14 protein-coding genes and 2 pseudogenes are annotated in these 16,125 nt (G+C 65.3%); 5 read left to right on the top strand and 11 right to left on the bottom strand.

Features of this window, described 5'->3' with window-relative positions; genetic code table 11:
• The first annotated feature begins 167 nt into the window (after positions 1-167).
• The 3 genes from ABZV42_RS38095 (at position 168) to ABZV42_RS38085 (ending at position 6,811) form a co-directional block, all read left to right on the top strand.
• Positions 168-1,763, top strand: coding sequence for a hypothetical protein (locus ABZV42_RS38095; protein WP_356056170.1), 1,596 nt, complete (start codon positions 168-170; stop codon positions 1,761-1,763).
• A gap of 643 nt (positions 1,764-2,406) precedes the next feature.
• Complete coding sequence (locus ABZV42_RS38090) at positions 2,407-6,345, top strand: DNRLRE domain-containing protein (protein ID WP_356056121.1); 3,939 nt, start codon at positions 2,407-2,409, stop codon at positions 6,343-6,345.
• A 1-nt stretch (position 6,346) separates the two neighbouring features.
• Complete coding sequence (locus ABZV42_RS38085) at positions 6,347-6,811, top strand: hypothetical protein (protein ID WP_356056119.1); 465 nt, start codon at positions 6,347-6,349, stop codon at positions 6,809-6,811.
• On the opposite strand, the gene ABZV42_RS38080 is transcribed toward ABZV42_RS38085, so the two are convergent.
• The 4 genes from ABZV42_RS38080 to ABZV42_RS38065 all read right to left on the bottom strand — a co-directional run bounded on the left by ABZV42_RS38080 (position 6,730) and on the right by ABZV42_RS38065 (position 10,005).
• Entirely contained in the window at positions 6,730-7,332 is a 603-nt protein-coding gene (locus ABZV42_RS38080) for a hypothetical protein (RefSeq protein ID WP_356056117.1), read from the bottom strand. The genes ABZV42_RS38085 and ABZV42_RS38080 overlap by 82 nt on opposite strands.
• Positions 7,333-8,036: 704 nt before the next feature.
• Positions 8,037-8,204 (bottom strand): hypothetical protein, encoded by a 168-nt coding sequence (locus tag ABZV42_RS38075; RefSeq protein WP_356056115.1) that lies wholly within the window; start codon positions 8,202-8,204, stop codon positions 8,037-8,039.
• Positions 8,205-9,144: 940 nt separating this feature from the next.
• On the bottom strand, positions 9,145-9,477 hold the full coding sequence (locus ABZV42_RS38070; RefSeq protein ID WP_356056113.1) for a hypothetical protein: 333 nt from the start codon (positions 9,475-9,477) through the stop codon (positions 9,145-9,147).
• A 387-nt stretch (positions 9,478-9,864) separates the two neighbouring features.
• Positions 9,865-10,005: a hypothetical protein gene (locus tag ABZV42_RS38065; protein WP_356056111.1), complete on the bottom strand. Its 141-nt coding sequence runs from the start codon at positions 10,003-10,005 to the stop codon at positions 9,865-9,867.
• 1,092 nt (positions 10,006-11,097) lie between these two features.
• On the opposite strand from ABZV42_RS38065, the gene ABZV42_RS38060 reads away from it, so the two are divergent.
• Positions 11,098-11,493, top strand: coding sequence for a helicase associated domain-containing protein (locus ABZV42_RS38060; protein WP_356056109.1), 396 nt, complete (start codon positions 11,098-11,100; stop codon positions 11,491-11,493).
• A gap of 55 nt (positions 11,494-11,548) precedes the next feature.
• Here ABZV42_RS38060 and ABZV42_RS38055 read toward each other — a convergent pair whose 3' ends face one another.
• From ABZV42_RS38055 to ABZV42_RS38040, 4 genes are all read right to left on the bottom strand, one after another.
• Complete coding sequence (locus ABZV42_RS38055; RefSeq protein WP_356056107.1) at positions 11,549-12,613, bottom strand: radical SAM protein; 1,065 nt, start codon at positions 12,611-12,613, stop codon at positions 11,549-11,551.
• Between the two features lie 198 nt (positions 12,614-12,811).
• Positions 12,812-13,051, bottom strand: coding sequence for a hypothetical protein (locus ABZV42_RS38050; protein WP_356056105.1), 240 nt, complete (start codon positions 13,049-13,051; stop codon positions 12,812-12,814).
• Positions 13,052-13,082: 31 nt separating this feature from the next.
• Positions 13,083-13,322 (bottom strand): hypothetical protein, encoded by a 240-nt coding sequence (locus ABZV42_RS38045; RefSeq protein ID WP_356056104.1) that lies wholly within the window; start codon positions 13,320-13,322, stop codon positions 13,083-13,085.
• Between the two features lie 31 nt (positions 13,323-13,353).
• A complete protein-coding gene (locus ABZV42_RS38040; RefSeq protein WP_356056102.1) occupies positions 13,354-13,602 on the bottom strand; it encodes a hypothetical protein in 249 nt (82 codons plus the stop codon).
• 298 nt (positions 13,603-13,900) lie between these two features.
• Here ABZV42_RS38040 and ABZV42_RS38035 point away from each other — a divergent pair, with 298 nt between their 5' ends.
• Entirely contained in the window at positions 13,901-14,194 is a 294-nt protein-coding gene (locus tag ABZV42_RS38035) for a contact-dependent growth inhibition system immunity protein (protein ID WP_356056100.1), read from the top strand.
• 128 nt (positions 14,195-14,322) lie between these two features.
• Here ABZV42_RS38035 and ABZV42_RS38030 read toward each other — a convergent pair.
• The 3 genes and pseudogenes from ABZV42_RS38030 to ABZV42_RS38020 form a co-directional block, all read right to left on the bottom strand.
• A pseudogene (locus tag ABZV42_RS38030) lies at positions 14,323-14,523 on the bottom strand (IS5/IS1182 family transposase); the annotation flags it as partial.
• A 509-nt stretch (positions 14,524-15,032) separates the two neighbouring features.
• Positions 15,033-15,240, bottom strand: a pseudogene (locus tag ABZV42_RS38025) (transcriptional regulator); the annotation flags it as partial.
• 136 nt (positions 15,241-15,376) lie between these two features.
• A complete protein-coding gene (locus ABZV42_RS38020) occupies positions 15,377-15,985 on the bottom strand; it encodes a hypothetical protein (RefSeq protein ID WP_356056098.1) in 609 nt (202 codons plus the stop codon).
• Between the last annotated feature and the right edge of the window lie 140 nt (positions 15,986-16,125).

Raw genomic sequence — 16,125 nt, 5'->3', positions numbered from 1 at the left:
GTGTTTCTTGCCCAAAGACATGGGGGCCCCGCGTGATCGCGGATCCCGGCACGCGTTACTGTGCGCATTCTGGCTGGTCAGAAGACCTGTCCCCTCTGGTGGTGCATGAATTGATGGAGCCCCGCGTGCGTCGATCCCGTGCTGTTCCCGGCGTCATACTCGTCGGCTTGGTGAGCCTGTCTCTCGCGGCTCCCGCGTCCGCGGACACGCCGGGTCCCGTCGCGCCGGCCATCAGCGCCTTGGGCAGTTCCTCCGACGACGCCGGCTTCCTGGAGTTCCACGCCGCCTCCGACACACCGATCGATCCGGCATCGGTCACGGCGCAGCTGACTCTGAGAGTCTCCGGCGAGCGGCCGGTGACGACCGTCGACACCGGATTCGAGCTGGTCTCCGGCACGCCCACCGACGGCACTTGGCGCACCACGACACGGCTGTCCCTGGCGGCGCACGGCTGGTACGACGCAACGCTGGACCTCGCGGACGCCGACGGCGACCATCCCGCCTACCCGGCTCATGGGGAGATCAACTACAACGACTGGCCGGTCTTCACCGACACGCGGGCCGACCGCAGCACGGTCGACTACGAGCAACGATGGGTGACCGTTTCCGGGACGGTGTCCACCTTCGACCCAGCCACTGGTCTGACCACACCTGGCTGGAAGGCCGGCTCGCTCTATCTGTCCTCTCTGCAGAACAACGCGCAGGAGACGCGGGTCCCGTCCGTGGCCGCTGACGGCTCGTACTCGGTGACGAGCAAGCTCTACGGAACCCTGAGCGTCGGCGCGATGAACGGCAGTATGGGCACGACGAACTCCCCGTTCGTCCAGGTCGACAGGGTGTATGTCCCGACGCGTGTCGTCGTCGAGAAGGCCTCCGCCACCATCGTCCGCGGCAACAGCTTCACGCTGCGGGGCAAGGCCCAATACCTGAGCCCCACCACCAACCAGTGGACCGGCCTGATCGCGGACGACCCGGACACCGGAATCGCCGTCAGCAGCCCCGATCACTTCCAGGTCATCCGTCCGACCGCGCCTGACGGGTCCTTCTCCCTCACCACCCCGGACGTGCAGAACGAAGGCGAGTGGAGTGCGAGCATCGGCGGCTACGGCTTCCTCCTCCAGGCTTACGCCGGCACCCAGGTGCATGTTCTTTCGCGCTCCGTCCTGTCCTGGACCGACCGGACGATCTCCGGCGCCGGAACAGTGCGGGTAAAGGGCAGCCTCACAGCAGCCCCGGGCCCGTGCCCCCAGGGCAAGGTCCAGGTACAGCAGTCCCCCGACGGCAGCACCGGCTGGTCGACGATCGCCACGGTCACCCCCAACAGCACCGGGGCCTTCGACGCCACAGCCACCATCCCGGCTGCCAAACGCAACGGCTACCTGCGGCTTTACTACCCCGGCAGCGCCGACGCGACCGCGACAGCTCGCTACTTCATCCCGGTCTCTCGCACCGCCACCCGCATCACCGCCTTCAACGCGAGCCCCGAGCCGGTGCGCAAGGGCCAGCTCATCACCGTGGCCGGAACACTCCAGGCCAACCAGGGCAAGACCTGGGCCGGGCTGTCCGGGCAGACGGTCCACGTCTGGTTCACCGTCCCGGGCTCGAAGACACCCACCCTGATGAGCACCGTGAAGACCGGCAAGGGCGGCACCTTCTCCAAGAAGTTCACAGCCCTGCGGGACGGCACCTGGACCACGACGTGGACGGCAACGAGCCAGTACTTCGACACCTCGTCCTCAGGTGACTACGTCGACGTCCGCTGACGTTCCCGCAGGCCGATGTGCACGCTGTTCTCTTCACGCCTCCGGCGGTGCGGCGGCAGACCGGATCGCCAAAGCCCTCCACACCTCGGGTGTCGTCGACGAGAGGGCGAACGTGACGTCGTTCGGCGGTTGCGTCGCCCGACGCGTCCGCCGCTCCAACACCGCCCGCTCATCACCAGACAGCAGCAACGCTTCCAACTTCGGGCCCCGACGTGGAGCTGACGCACCAGCAGTAGAGGTCACGCAACTTCTAACGATCAACTACTGGCGCAGGACACTAGGGTCTCACTGGGGTCAAAGCGGCTTGCTGTCAGGAGGGTGTCCTCGGCTTTCGGGGCGGGCTGGGAGCTGTGTTGTGCGTCGTCCTGCCTGCCCAACGAGCAGTCCTGGGGCGGGACTTCTCCTCAGTTTTCCTGGCCGCAGCCTTCATAGCGCGTGATGGTCTCTAGCAGGTGTTGGTGGTGGTATCCGGTCGATCAGAGCCCATGCAGCGCCCTGACCTGCGGAAATCGAGTAAAGACACGGTATATTTACCGCCAACCCCCTTGAAAGAAACGTGAAGTTCTTGTGAATATTCACGGCGTCTCGTTTAATGATCAAGGGAACGACTTTGCACCTCACCAGACGCCTGAGACGGACCGCCATGCTCGCGGCTACCGCACTCACGCTGGACATGCTGCTCGCCAATGGAGTCGGCGCGGCGGCAGCCACCCCGGCTCTGTCGCCGAACAGCGCGCAAGCAGACGCCATAAGCGGAGACGCGGCATCGGCGTTGTCCGAGGCTGCGGACACCGGTGAACAGGTCCACATCACGGGTCTGGACGACGAGTTCTCGACCACGTTCGCCAACCCCGACGGCACGCTCACCACCCAGATATCTGAGGGCCAGCAGCGCATTGCCCGCCCCGACGGCACCTACAGCCTGGTCGACCTGACCCTCAAGCACTCCGCCAACGGGGCCTGGACCCCGAAGAACTCACCAGCTCATGTGCTGATATCCGGCGGAGGCTCCCGGACGGTCGCCACGCTGACCCAGAGCGACGGCTCGAAGGTCGGCGTCGGCTGGCCCTCGAAGCTGCCCTCGCCCAAGATCCACGGCGGCGTGGCCGCGTACCGGATCTCCGCCACCGAGAAGCTGGTCGTGTCGACCACCGCAAGCGGGTTCACGGCCCATGTCGTGCTCACCGCACGACCGACGAAGAGCGTCTCCCTCATTCTTCCGCTCGTCCTTGGCGGTCGTCTCAAGGCCCGTCAGTCCTCCGACGGCGCGATAACCCTGCGCCACAGCAGCTCCGGTGCCACCGTCGCCTCGGCACATCAGTTCACGATGTGGGACTCCGCGCACGGCGCCGAGCCGGACCCGAACGCCGAGCACACGGTCGCCACCACTCTGACCAAGGCCCCGGACGGCACCACCCGGATGCGGCTCCGGCCCTCGATGAAGTTCCTGACCAGCCCGCACACGGTCTACCCCGTGACCATCGACCCGGACATCTCCTCCCTCAGCCGCAACGGCGACACCTACGTCTACACCAACAGCACGACGCCTCAGATCAGTAGTTACCGCCTGATGGTCGGCACGTTCGACGACGGCGCCACCAACTACCGCTCGTACCTGAATTGGAAGCTCGACGCCATCCAGGGCAAGCACGTCGTCAGCGCCAATCTGAAGCTCTTTCAGTACGATGCCAACACCTGCACGCCCAAGCCGATGTCGATCCACCCGCTCGACGCCAACTTCTCGGGTTCGTCGGTGTGGTCCAACAGGCCGGCTGCCGACTACTCCGGCACATGGTTCCTCAGCGACAGCTTCAATCACGGCGACGAAACCGACGGCTGCGACAACGCCTCCGAGACCGTCGACATCACCAAGATCATCAAAGGCTGGGTGGACGGCACCCACGACCAGCACGGCATCCAGCTGAACAACGCCGACGGTGACCTCACCTACGGCAAGCGCTTCTGCTCGATGAACCCGGACTCCTCGCACACGTCCTGCTACACCGCCACGCGTGAGCCGACTCTCGCCGTCACCTACAACACGCTGCCCGCCAAGCCGTCCAGTCTGCAGGGCGCCCCGGGCAGCACCTCCGGCAGCGCTTCGTACGTCACCTCCACCACCCCGTCGCTGTCCACTCTGGTCAAGGACGCCGACTCCAACAGCCTCACCACTCAGTTCTCCGTGGCCACCAGCAGCGGCACCGTGGTGGCCACGGGCTCGGGAGCCTCCGTTGCAGCCGGTTCGAAGGCCACCTGGACCGTGCCCGCAGGCGTTCTCTCCGACAAGAGCACGTACAAGTACCAGGTGCGCAGCTACGACGGCACCGACTACTCGGCCTGGTCCGGCTGGCTGGCCTTCACCGTGGACACGTCCAAGGCCCTCAAGCCCGCGGCCGACGTGCCGGCAGCACCTCAGAATGGCGCTACCCAGACTCTCACCCCGATTCTGTCCGGCGTGGTCTCGGCCCTGTCCGGCGACACGGTCCAGGCCGACTTCTTGCTGTACGACGGCACCGGCGCGACCCTGGGGGGCAGCCCTCTGGCCACGGTCGGCGCCGGCAACGGGGAGCGGGCAGCCGTCCAGGTCCCGGTCGGACTGCTCAGCGACGGAGCCGCCTACACCTGGAAGATGAGGGGCTGCTCCAACAGCCGCTGCTCCAACTACACCGCTCTCCAGAGCTTCACCGTCCACCTCGCCGGTGCACCCGCGACGCCCACCACGACAACCAAGGTCATCAGCGGCTCCGCACTGACCCAGGCGACCGTGGACACCGGAGCCACCGACTGCTCCGGCACCACGTGCACCGGCTCGGCAGCGGCGACACTGAAGGTCGGCGCCTCCGGTACCACCCACTGGCGCAGCTACATCCGGCCCGACCTGTCCGCACTTCCCGCCGGAGCCCAGATCACCTCGGCGACCCTCAGCATGGGCACCGCTGGCTGCCTAGGCATCTGTGAGGCGCACGATGTCGAGGTCCACCCGCTCAACGCCGACTGGGCCACCACCGGCAGCGGCACCGACCTGGTCTCGGCGGAAAGCAGCGACACTCTCGACCTGAGCGCCGCCGACCCGGCAGCGCTCGACGTCACCTCAGCAGTACAGCTCTGGCTCGACGGCTCTAACCCCAATCAGGGGCTCGCCCTCCAAGGCGCGGACGAAGCCTCGGACACCACCACAGGCACCACCTACCCGGCCTCCGGAACCAAGATCACGGTCACCTACATCGCCCCCGGCGCCCCCGACGCGCCCACGGCCGTCACCGCGACACCGACCGCCGCAGGCCTGCTGGTCAGCTGGAACACCCCCGAGAACACCGGCTACTCCGGTGACATCACCTCCTACCGGGTCACCGCCTACGCCGCCGGAACCACGCAGGCTGCTCAGACCACGGTCGATGCCGCGACCGGGGGCACCACGGCCGTGCTCACCGGCCTCACCAACGGCACCGGATACACCGTCACCGTCACCGCGACCACCGTCAACGGCACCAGCGCGGTAGCCACTTCCGCTCTGACCAAGCCCGCCGCCACACACGGCGTGAGCACCACCTCATACCAGGCGATCGTCCAGCAGTACCTCGACGCCCGGAACAAGCTGCTCACCGGCGGCTACCCCAGTGCGGACGCTGCTGTCGCAGCCAGCGCCAACGGGGCCTCCTTCAGCGCCCGGCTGCACGCCGAAGAGGACGACCTGCTCGCCGAGAAGGCCCGCTACGCAGGCGACGGACTCGGCTACTCCTCCATCACCGCCACCTTGGCCAGTACCACTGCTGGACCCCTGAGCAGCACCTCGGACCTGGTCTATACACACCACACAGGCACCACCACCATGACCGACGGCAGCACCGGGATCGAAGAGGACGCGTACGAGGTCTACGCCTTCGACACCAGCGGCACCGTTCCTGTCCTGTCCCAGCAGCTGTCCGCCGACGACTTTTTGGCCAGTCTGTCCGTCTCCGGCAACGCGGCCGCTCAGGTTCCCCTCGCCGACGACGACACGGACGCCACCGCGCCCGTCATGGACGCCTTGTACACCGACGGAGACCCACTCCCGGTGAAAACCACCGGCCTTTCCGCCAGCAAGTACGCCTCCATCAGCCACAGCGGAACCGCTTCCTGGGCAGCGAAGCACTACGCCGACAAGGACGAATTGCGCACCGACTGCACCAACTTCGCCTCCAAGGCCCTCAACAGGGGCGGCGGCGCGCACATGGAGTACGGCTCAATCATCGACACGATACATAGCCCCTACCAATGGTGGCGCAAGTCGAGTTCGAACATGACCTACACCTGGACCGCAGCGAACAACTTCGCCAGCTTCATAATCAACGAAGACAGCGTCAAGTGGGTCAAATACGTCAATGATGCCGTGCCCGGCGACATCATGCTGCTGGAATACGCTGGTGACGGTGACAGCAACCTTGACCACGCGGGCGTCATTTACAGCGCCGGCTCCACGTGGGGCTCCATGAAGGTCTACCAGCACTCCAGCAGCCACCGGAACACAAACATGGCGGCAATCATCAAGCGCAGGCCGGGCGTCAAAATCTACATCGCTCACATAACCCCGGATTGGTACTAGTATGAACATAAAACGTGCCATTCCATGGGTCGCGCTGACGCTGGCCGTCCTGCTGGCCGGGGGAATCGTCGCCTGGGGCGCTCCGCGCGACCAGTGGGACTACCGCCAAGCGAGCCAGGCTGGATTGCCGGCGGTGTCGTACACAGGGGATAAGACGACCCCCGACACGCTCAAGCTGTACATGACGCTGTACGTGCAACGCGTGCGTGCCGGCGACGTGGACGGACTGTCAGATCTGTCCTGGCACAACCAATGGTTCGCACGCCGCTACGAGGCAGCCGGCGCGCGCCGGGTCATTCGTACCTTCGGCAAGGGCGCAGCGGGCGCGGTCTCCATCGAATTCACCGCCGAGGATCCATACGACGTCCGCGGCGGATACATCCACTACCGCCGCACCAAACAGACGGAGCCATTCACCGTCTTCAAGCGGAACGGCTTGTGGCTGTTCGTCGTCGGCTCGGACTGAAGCATGACCCAGAAGTCCCCGATCAGGCTGCCTGAGCAGGGCGTCCGACCAGAATGATCACGTTGTGAGGGCGAGGCTGCGTCTTCCTCGCCCTCACAGCACCGTAAGCCCACCCTGAACACTGCTCCCGCGCTGCGGTCCTTCCGAAGGCCGCTGACATCATCACGGATGATCTCGCGGTCCTCCTTGAACATCTGCTCGATCACAGGCGCAGCACTGTTGCTGTAGAAGCCATGTCGACCGCGCCCCCTCGTGCCATGACCGCCCGGTTCGCCGATGTAGCACAGGGTCATCCGGCGGACGATCTGCACCTTCACGTCCGTGGGAACCACGGCGAGCCCGCCGAATTCGGGGAATAGCCGGAGAGCGGGTCCGTGTGAGGCATTGGCCCTCCAGCTGTGGCCGATCTTCTCCCGGGCCTCAAGCTGGCGCTGGAAGAGGGCAGTTCGCTGGACTTTACGGAAGTACGGCACGATGCCGGCAGCGTGGGCAACGCAGACCTGGAGCTCGGTGAGGAGCACGCGTCCGACCTTGTCCATCTGGTACTTGGCCAGGTCAACGCGTGTGCCGGAACCCAGGACTCACCGATGGAGCCAGGCCTCGCGGCCAGCGGTCGTCTGCAAGATGTGGGTGTGAGGACCCGTGGGAGGCCCCCCGGCTTCGTGATCAGGCGCTTTGAGCCGCCCGTGAACCGGCCGGACAGAGCTTGCGGGCGGCGGCGCGCGCGGCAGCGTCGGCCTTTCTGTGGGTCCTCGGGCACGTGGTCGCTGCAGGACAGGAACCCGCCGCCGACCGTCTCCCACGTCACCGGTCTCGCGCTTGGCGCGAATGCTGCGGGGCTTTTCGATCTTGATGCCTGTGAGCGACCGAAGCACGAAAGCTTTCGTACACAACCTCACCACCCGCGACGGCGAACCCTGCCCGTCCCCCCTCCTGCCGGAACTACTCGACGCCTCGGGTCGCTGGGTCGACCGCGCCAAGGCTGCACAGTGCTCCTGGACAGCTCGGCCGGTGCAGGACATCCGGCGGATGAGCGGGCCCGTCGAGGGGTTCTACGTGCCGACCTGTGAGTCCGCCGGGTGCGTGCCCCAGAGCAGCGACGGTCGCTTCGTATGCGGGGCGGAGCTCTTCGCACCTGAGGGCTGGGACACCGGCATCCACGGCGAAGGCACGCAGGTGTAAATCCAGCGCAACCTGCGCCCGGCGTTCAGTCCGGCAAGCTCACTCACTCCACCGCCCGCGAAGCGGCCGCTTCGATGCCTGATGCCCGCAGCTTCCGGGCCAGGAGCTCCATCTCGGGCAGGGTTCCTGAGTACTGCCCGGTCAGGACCTGCTCCAGCACAGCCCGGACGCCGTCCAGGCCGATGCCGAGTTCCGCCCGCAGCACCCGCATGATGGCCGCGTTCCTCGTCGGCCGGGCTACCCGCAACCTTGCCCGCCCGTGCTCGGAGAGCACCCGGCCACGCAGTTCATCCGGCAGGTCACCGCCACAAACAGCCAGGGCAAACCCGCAGGTCGGACACGTCAACTCAACATCCCACCGCAGTGCCTCGCCCACCAGTGCCTGAACACCGCACCACTCTGCCTCGGCACCACACTCCTGGCACACAGCGGAGTACCTAATGGACTCGACCAAGATCGACTTTCCCATAGTCCCACCCCTCAAGAGGAGAGGTTAGACGGCAGACGCCCTGCCATTCGAGCCAGCGGTCCGGCCGCGCCGGTCCACACGATCCCAGCGACCAACTGGAGAAGCGCGGCAGCGCAAGCAGCCCAGACCGGCGGCGGCCGGGGAACCGAACCCTCGCTGCTCCCGCCATGCAGCGCCCCAGCTCAGGGCTGGGGCCGCGGCGTGCTGCAGCTGCGAAGGTGCCGCAACTCCCCTGGCGGCGGCATGACCGCTGTGAAAGTACGGGCCGAAACTGGAGGTGGCGAGCGCCGGTTGGCATCTTCCCCCACAGGCGCATCGCTCGCTCAGGGAAGGACGCGATGCCCACCATCGTCAGATCGACCCATGCATGGGACGCGGAACGGCTCAGCTACTTTGAAGTAGCACCAGATCATCGAGGACCGCGCCGGAGCGCATCGTCCTCATGCACGGCGGGGGCATGGGTGACGGCAAGGAGGCGAGCCTTTCCCTGGCGCAGGATCTCGCCGCGCTCGGATATCAGGTACTCGGCTTCGACTTCATGGGAAGTAGCCAGAGCTCAGGGAACTGGTCCCAGCTGACTCTCGATCGGCGTCGGGACCAGGCGGCCTCCCTCATCGAGGCCTGTCTCCCGGTTCCCCACGACGCGGAAACAGGGCTGGACGGTCTCGTACGGCATGGCGCGCTACACCTGGGAGCCCCGCACGCTGCAGGGCAAAGCGGCGTGGCCGCACATCGCCTGCCCGCTCGGCAATGCGATCCGGTGGATCCTGCACGGGCAGGTGCACGCCCATACCGGTCCAGGCGCCACGGTGTGGTGGACGGCTCTCCCGTACGTCCAGCCCGCGCGAGACTGGAAGCCGAGGCGGAGGCTGGCGCGCGGGCCGCGGCTGCCGAACGCAGCCGCCGGGATGCGGCGCAGCGGGCCGCCGTCGGCGAACGTCGCCTGCGCGAGGCCTTGCAGCAGGCGCAGGAACAGCAGGCCGAGTACGAGCGCCTGGCAACCTTCCTCGAACACGCGGGGATGGACGCCGCGGTGTGGCCCGCCTTCACACGGATGGTCCGCGCTGCTTCGGTCAGAACTCTGCCCACGGCAACGGACTGCTCGTCTACAGCCGGTCCACACTGCACAGGGAGTTCAGACTCGCTGGCGTGGTGCGCCCTGACCCCGCAGCACTTGCCCCCGGTGGCCGATGGACCTGACGATTCTGGTGCCTGGCCAGATCTGGCTCGCCCGCATCCAGGCCGCAGCCCGGACCCCGCTGAAAGTCGCCGTCCTCAACCCGATCACCAAACAACCGCAAGCTGGCGCGCATTCTGTCTCCTTGCACCGTCGCCTCTTGGGCCACCCCGCCCGAGCCGCGCCAGCTGGGCCCGGAGGCTGGATGCCTCCGGGCCTGGTGCGTCAGCCGGCCCTACGGTTCAGATGGCTGGCCAGAGCAACCGCGCCCGCGTGCACCAGGCCGGTCCAGCTCTCCCCCGTTCGCGTGTCCTTGACAGCCCAACCGCCGCGAAGTTTGACGATGCGGTAGCGATGGGTGTTCATGGATTCCTCCTCGGTCGGGGCCGCTGTCCTGATGGGCGATAGCCCGCCGAGGTTCTGGGAGGGGCGCAAGGTGGAGCGCCCCACTGGACGTACGACCTTGCGCCCCTCCCAGGTTCTCGGCGTGCCTGGACGTCAGGACAGCGGCTCCGACCGAGGAGGAATCCACACCAGCCCAACGAGCTTCTGTTCACGGTGCAAAGCGCTGCCACGCTGGGACGGCCACCCCATCGCGGCAGCACGATGCCCCGCACCACGGACACCGACCTCAACCAGTAAGGATCCCGGGCGCGGAGCGCACGGGAGAGCACCGCAGTGGCGCGGAGCGCCACAGCCACCGCAACGCCGCGAAGCGGCGGCGCTCCGAGCCTGCGGAGCAGGCCCACGCGCAGCGTGGGTGTCAGGCCCACGCGCAGCGTGGGTGTCAGGCCCAAGCGCAGCGTGGGTGTGGGGCGCGGGCTTTGTCGGGCGGTCTGGCTCAACTCGGCGGCGCGCGGGGCGATCGTCGAGGCATGGCGTCGGCCGCTTGCTTGTCTGTTTGTCGACCGGGCCGCCCTGCGGCGTGGGCTCGTCGTGATCGCTGTGGGTCCGGCGCAGCAGCGAAGATGCCCGACACGGCCTGGATGGGTCGCCATCTTTGTGACTGTTGCTCGTCTGCGTCCGTCCCGCCTTCTTCTCATTCTTCTTCAACCGGCCTGGCAAAAGCGGCTCCCGAGAGGATGCCAGCATTGCGACCACGAGTGAAAAACGTGGGTTGAGCTGGGTGGATGCCAGCTTCGGCTTCCGCATCTCACGCAAGAGATGACGCAACAGATGTCGCAAGAGTAGTTGCAGGAGATGGTGCAAGAGATGATGCGGCAGCGGACCGTCCGATCGCCCCCGATCTCGTGGGTCGCGCGCGGTCCACACGGCCCGCCGGCCCGCCGGCTCGCCGACCCTGCGGCCTGATGGCCCCGATGACTAGCTCACCGCCACGAGAAAGGAAGGAGCGGGATCCGTTCGCGCTGACGGCAGTTCATCCGGCTGCGGATCATCGACCCCGAGGGCGCGTACTGGCGTCGCGGCATCGAGGCCGCGACACGGTGGCTGCGCGAGATGGGCAGCACGGAGCTACGGGTGCCTTACGTCTTCGTGATGCCGCAGGAATGGGGCGGCGCGGCGGGCGGGTTTCCGCTGAGGTGGTGGCTGGCAGACGTGCGACGCTCCTACGCCGTCGACACGCTGGAGGCCAAGCGCGTCACCGAGCTCGAGGCGCTCGGGATGGTGTGGGCGGCGTGGGACACGGCTTGGGCTGATGGCCTTGCCGTCGCCAAGGACTACGCGGCCGTCCACGGGCACTTCCTCCCGCCCGCCAACGCTGTCTGGGGCGGTGGTAGCGGTGACGGCAGTCTGGCTATCGAAACCTGGGCGAAGAACCAGCGCGCCGCGACCCGTAAGACCCGTAAGAACGCCGAGCAGCGCGCCGCTCGGGGAAACGGGCGTGGCGTATAGCGGAGAGCTCTCCGAAAGCCGTATGGAAGCGTGGCAACGCAGGTGGGCGAGGATGTCAATCCGTGGGCTTTCGGTCGATCTGCAGCAGCGGTGGTGAACTCCTACGTGGCATACCGCCGTAGGGGCAGCCGATGTCCTCCCAGTCGCCGCTTGACCAACCGCGCAGCCACGGCTTCAGCAGCTCTTGATCGATCTTGACGGATCCGTCAGGCATCAATCGTCCGATGGTGTTCGCCGGGTCGCTCAGAGCCACTGTGCACTTCCCAACCCTTCCATCAGCGCGCACCATCAGAGAGTTGGGCCGGGATGCGTAACAGACCTTTGGAGCGTCGAAGAGGGGAGTGCGGTCGATACCCTCGTGAAGAATTGATTCGAGCTCAGCGATGACAGAATTCCGCTGCTGACCTTCAAGGATTTCCATGTTGGCATCGTTGGGTCCACCAAGACGCTCAATAGGGCGAAGTAGAACTGAGAAACGCTCATCCGCCAGAAAGGTATCTCGAATCGCGACCAGGAGTTCCGGAGCGTCATGGATATTGGCTGGTGTCAGATGCACGCGAAGAAGCACGTTCGCTTCGGTCCTGCTGTCCCGAATCGCTACCAGATTCTGCCAGATGCGATCGAAAGAGCCCTTTCCGTCTGCCCGCCGACGTGTCTTATCGTGAACGCCCGAGGGCCCATCGAGGGACACTTGATACGATCGAATTCCCAGACCGGATAGCATTTCGAATGCTGACGCATCGAGAAGATAGCCATTTGTCGTCATGTCGGCCACATAGCTGACGAGTTCTCGGCCTGATACCGCTTCTGAAATGTGTGTCGAGATGTCTTCGACAACATTGCGGGCAAGTAGGGGCTCACCGCCGAACCACGAGATGCTAAGAGCCCGCAGATCGCCCATTCGCCGGTCAATTAGGCGCTTGATCGCCTCCACGGTCGACCTGCCCATGCGCCCGATCTCAAAGTCTTCGTAGCAATATGTGCACCTGAAATTGCACTGCTCTGTGGGCAAGATAATAAGGTGCAGGCTATCCGACCTGAGCGATGCAACCATTTCCCGATCAAACGCGGCATCGCGACGTGACGAGACCCCCGAAGCGTGCGTGATAACATGGGTCATTCTTCTACCTCTTTTTCTAATGATTGATTTCGACCAGCCCTGGATCGCATTGCTGGACAGCCACCTCGTCCCGCACATGCTTCGCAGTTTCGGAGTCTGTTTCGGAGTCACACATGACAACTCACCCTTGGCCCGCCACCGTGATGCTTTGATCTGTCTGCGGGTGTCACTCACCAAAAACCCATTTCCGTACGCCCGCTAGACCCTCTTTTTTTTCAGATGACCACAATGCGGAGACGTGTTGGTGCTGCAGAAGACAACCGTGTTGCAGCCTCCGCTGCCGCAGTTTCCATTGGATGCGGCATTGGCGGCGAGAACTTCTTTGCCCGCGGCGTCTCTGACCTGCGCGGCGAGCTGAGGGTCATCAATGACCACTCTGCCCTGCTCGTCAACCGAAATATTGTCCGGGATTCCTGAAAGGCCTTGAGCGTCCATCATCTCCTCATTCCCTGAGTCCGGACCGCTGCAGTTATGCCTCTACCGCCTTGAGCGCGCCGCAGTGAATTGCCGTATTGGTAGAACACCCCAACACCGTATTGCAGCCTCCGCTGCCGCAGTTTCCATTGGATGCGGCATTGGCGGCGAGAACTTCTTTGCCCGCGGCGTCTCTGACCTGCGCGGCGAGCTGAGGGTCATCAATGACCACTCTGCCCTGCTCGTCAACCGAAATATTGTCCGGGATTCCTGAAAGGCCTTGAGCGTCCATCATCTCCTCATTCCCTGAGTCCGGACCGCTGCAGTTATGCCTCTACCGCCTTGAGCGCGCCGCAGTGAATTGCCGTATTGGTAGAACACCCCAACACCGTATTGCAGCCTCCGCTGCCGCAGTTTCCATTGGATGGATCGGCCGCAAGGACTTCTTTGCCCGCGGCGTCTCTGACCTGCGCGGCGATCTGAGGGTCGTCGATGACCACCCTGCCCTGCTCGTCAACCGATATCTTGTCCGCCGTAAGGCTGGACAGGATTTGCGAAAGGTCTTGAGTACTCAAGATCTCCTCATTTCCCTACGGGTCAGGCGTCTGTCCAGACGGGGCACGAACGAACAGTCGCCGAAAATTACAATCACCACCATCGCAACCGTACGATTTGATACGCGCGGCGCAAGTCGACAGGGCCAAATGGGTGACCACAGAGGCCGAGTGGCTCGGACCGCGTTTGAGATCTGGTCGTAAGACAATCCCTTGGCGACGCGCCCCTTGAATCATGACCGCTCCCTTGAAGAATTTGAACGCGCCCGCTGGAGCCCCGTCAGCCGACGACACTCGTCTTGTCACTACTGCACACGCCTTGCGGCGTCGGCCGATCGGCGAACTGACCGTCGAGGACATGCGCTTATTGATCAGGCAGGACATAGGCCTGCCCTACCTCCTGCCACTGGCACTGGAGGTACTGCGCGAGAACCCGATGGCGCAGGGGCACATGTACGAAGGTGATCTGCTGTCCGCGGTCTTCACCAGGAACCCATCGCTCTGGGCCGCCGAGTTTCCCGAACTCGGCCGAGAGTTTCGTGCGATCGTCTCGAAGTTGACCGGCCTGCCCCCTGACCTGCAACAGAGGGCCGAACGCTTCCTGGCTCCATAGAGCACCGGCTCAGGACATTTCTCATGAAAGGGAAGGCGGCCGGGGGACCTACGGAACGTCTCGCAGAAACGAGCACGGGCCGGGACGCGTCGCCGGTCGGCCACGGATGAGTCGGCGGACCATGACGCGATCATCGCCCAGCGGATCATGGTATCTGAGCGGGCCGGGCCGGTCTCGTAGTCACGCGCGAGGCGGCGGTGGGCTATGAGCCACGAAAAGGTGCGCTCGACCGCCCATCTCTTGGGCTGGACCTGGAATCCGCGTTGGTCCGGGGTCTTGCGCACGATCTCCAGCTCAAGGCCGAGGATCGTGCGTGACCACTCAACGAGGCAGCCGGCGAAGCCCCGATCCGCTCAGATCTTCTGCACGCCGGAATGGTCCAGGCGGGACCAGGCGCTATCGCCACCCAGAACACACAGGCCAAGAGCACCTTCAGCCCAAGGCAGGGTCCGCAAGACGGCGGCAGGGCAGTGACACTGCGCAAGCCACCGGGCGGCGCCAGCCCGGCTGTCGCGCGAAAGCAGAACAGGCCAGCACGGGGGCCCGTGCTCATCACCCGTGACGGGCACGGCGCTGGCGCCCCCAGCGCCGCCTGACCAAACCCAGCCCACCTCCCGGTCACCGCGTACTGCGCGGCCTCGACGCCGCCGAGCGGCAGGTGGTATCCGCGTCGTACCCCAAGGACGAGGCCATCATCCGGCGCCGAAGGTGCCAGGGCCGGCGGCGGCCCCAGCACCTTCGGCGAACCGGTCCACGGCAAGGCCAGGCGGCTCGCCACCCAGCAGGCCCGGCGTACCGAACAGCCACGCCCCGCTCTCCCTGCGCCCTGCACACAGGACGAAAGGTCGGCCAGCCACGAGCCGGGCAGTTTCGCATCGAACACTGGCTGCGTGAGATAGACCGGAGCTCCGAGACCGACGATCAGGCCGTTGTGCGCCGGCGCCGAAGGCCATGTTCACATTGATGCCGACCCGATGCCGCTTCATGCATTCGGCGTCGGCGAGCGGCCGTGCCCAGTCGTACGCCGCCTGGAATAGCTTCTCGCTGGACCGCGGATGCGGCGGGCCTTCGACGCGGCCCTCGCCGTGCAGGAGAAACGGCAACGATCCGCCGCCACAGGCACGTTCGGCAGGCGGTAAGGATTTTCAGCATGGTCCGCCGTAGCGGCAAGGTCGGATGAACTCACGACCGAGTGGCCCGCGCCCGCAATACACGCCAGTCGTTGACGGCCCACGCCACCGCCAGGACAGCGAACGGTATCGATGTCAGGACAACGGCAGGCCACATTGACGCATCATCCGCGAGCCAGTACCGGAGCCACAGCAGCCACCCAGGCTCAAGCGCGATGAGGAAATAGCCCAGCCATCTACTTCTCCGCGGGACGCCAAAAACGCCGAAAAAGCCGAGGATCAAAGGCCCCAGAACGACACCCAAGGCCACCAGAACGAGGATGCCGAAACCCTCACTGAGGCCTTGCTCGCCCTCGTCGTCGCTGCCCCGATTCCGATCCGGAGAGGTGTTGATGAAGTGGTCATCACTCGGCACAGCAGGCACTACGTCAGGGGCTTGCCACGAGGTCTGCGGCCGCGTGGCGGAAGGGGCTCCACCCACGTAGTCGTAACCGTACCGTTCAGCAGGCCCCAACTGGTGGCCAGTTGTGTACGTGTGCCCGTGGGCGTCGTGCCAAGTGGTCTCGTAGACGGCGCCGTTGGTGTCGTTGTACCGCTCAACCCGGCCTGTACCGGGGTGCATCGTCTGGTTGGGGTCAGGTATGTAGCGTTCGCTGTCCACTGTGCCTCCGCGCCCCGAAGATCGTGCCCACCGCTTCCAACGGCCTGAGCAGCGGAGACCCTATACCTGACCACAGCCTGTCAGTAGTGGAATGAATCAGTCCGATTGAGAGGGGGCGATCTTGTCGTCCCGGCTGATGT

The sequence above is a fragment of the Streptomyces sp. NPDC005281 genome (genome assembly GCF_040607495.1).
Taxonomy (GTDB): Bacteria; Actinomycetota; Actinomycetes; order Streptomycetales; family Streptomycetaceae; genus Streptomyces.
The sequence above is the reverse complement of the archived record's forward strand: the minus strand, read 5'-3'. Positions and strand labels throughout refer to the sequence as shown.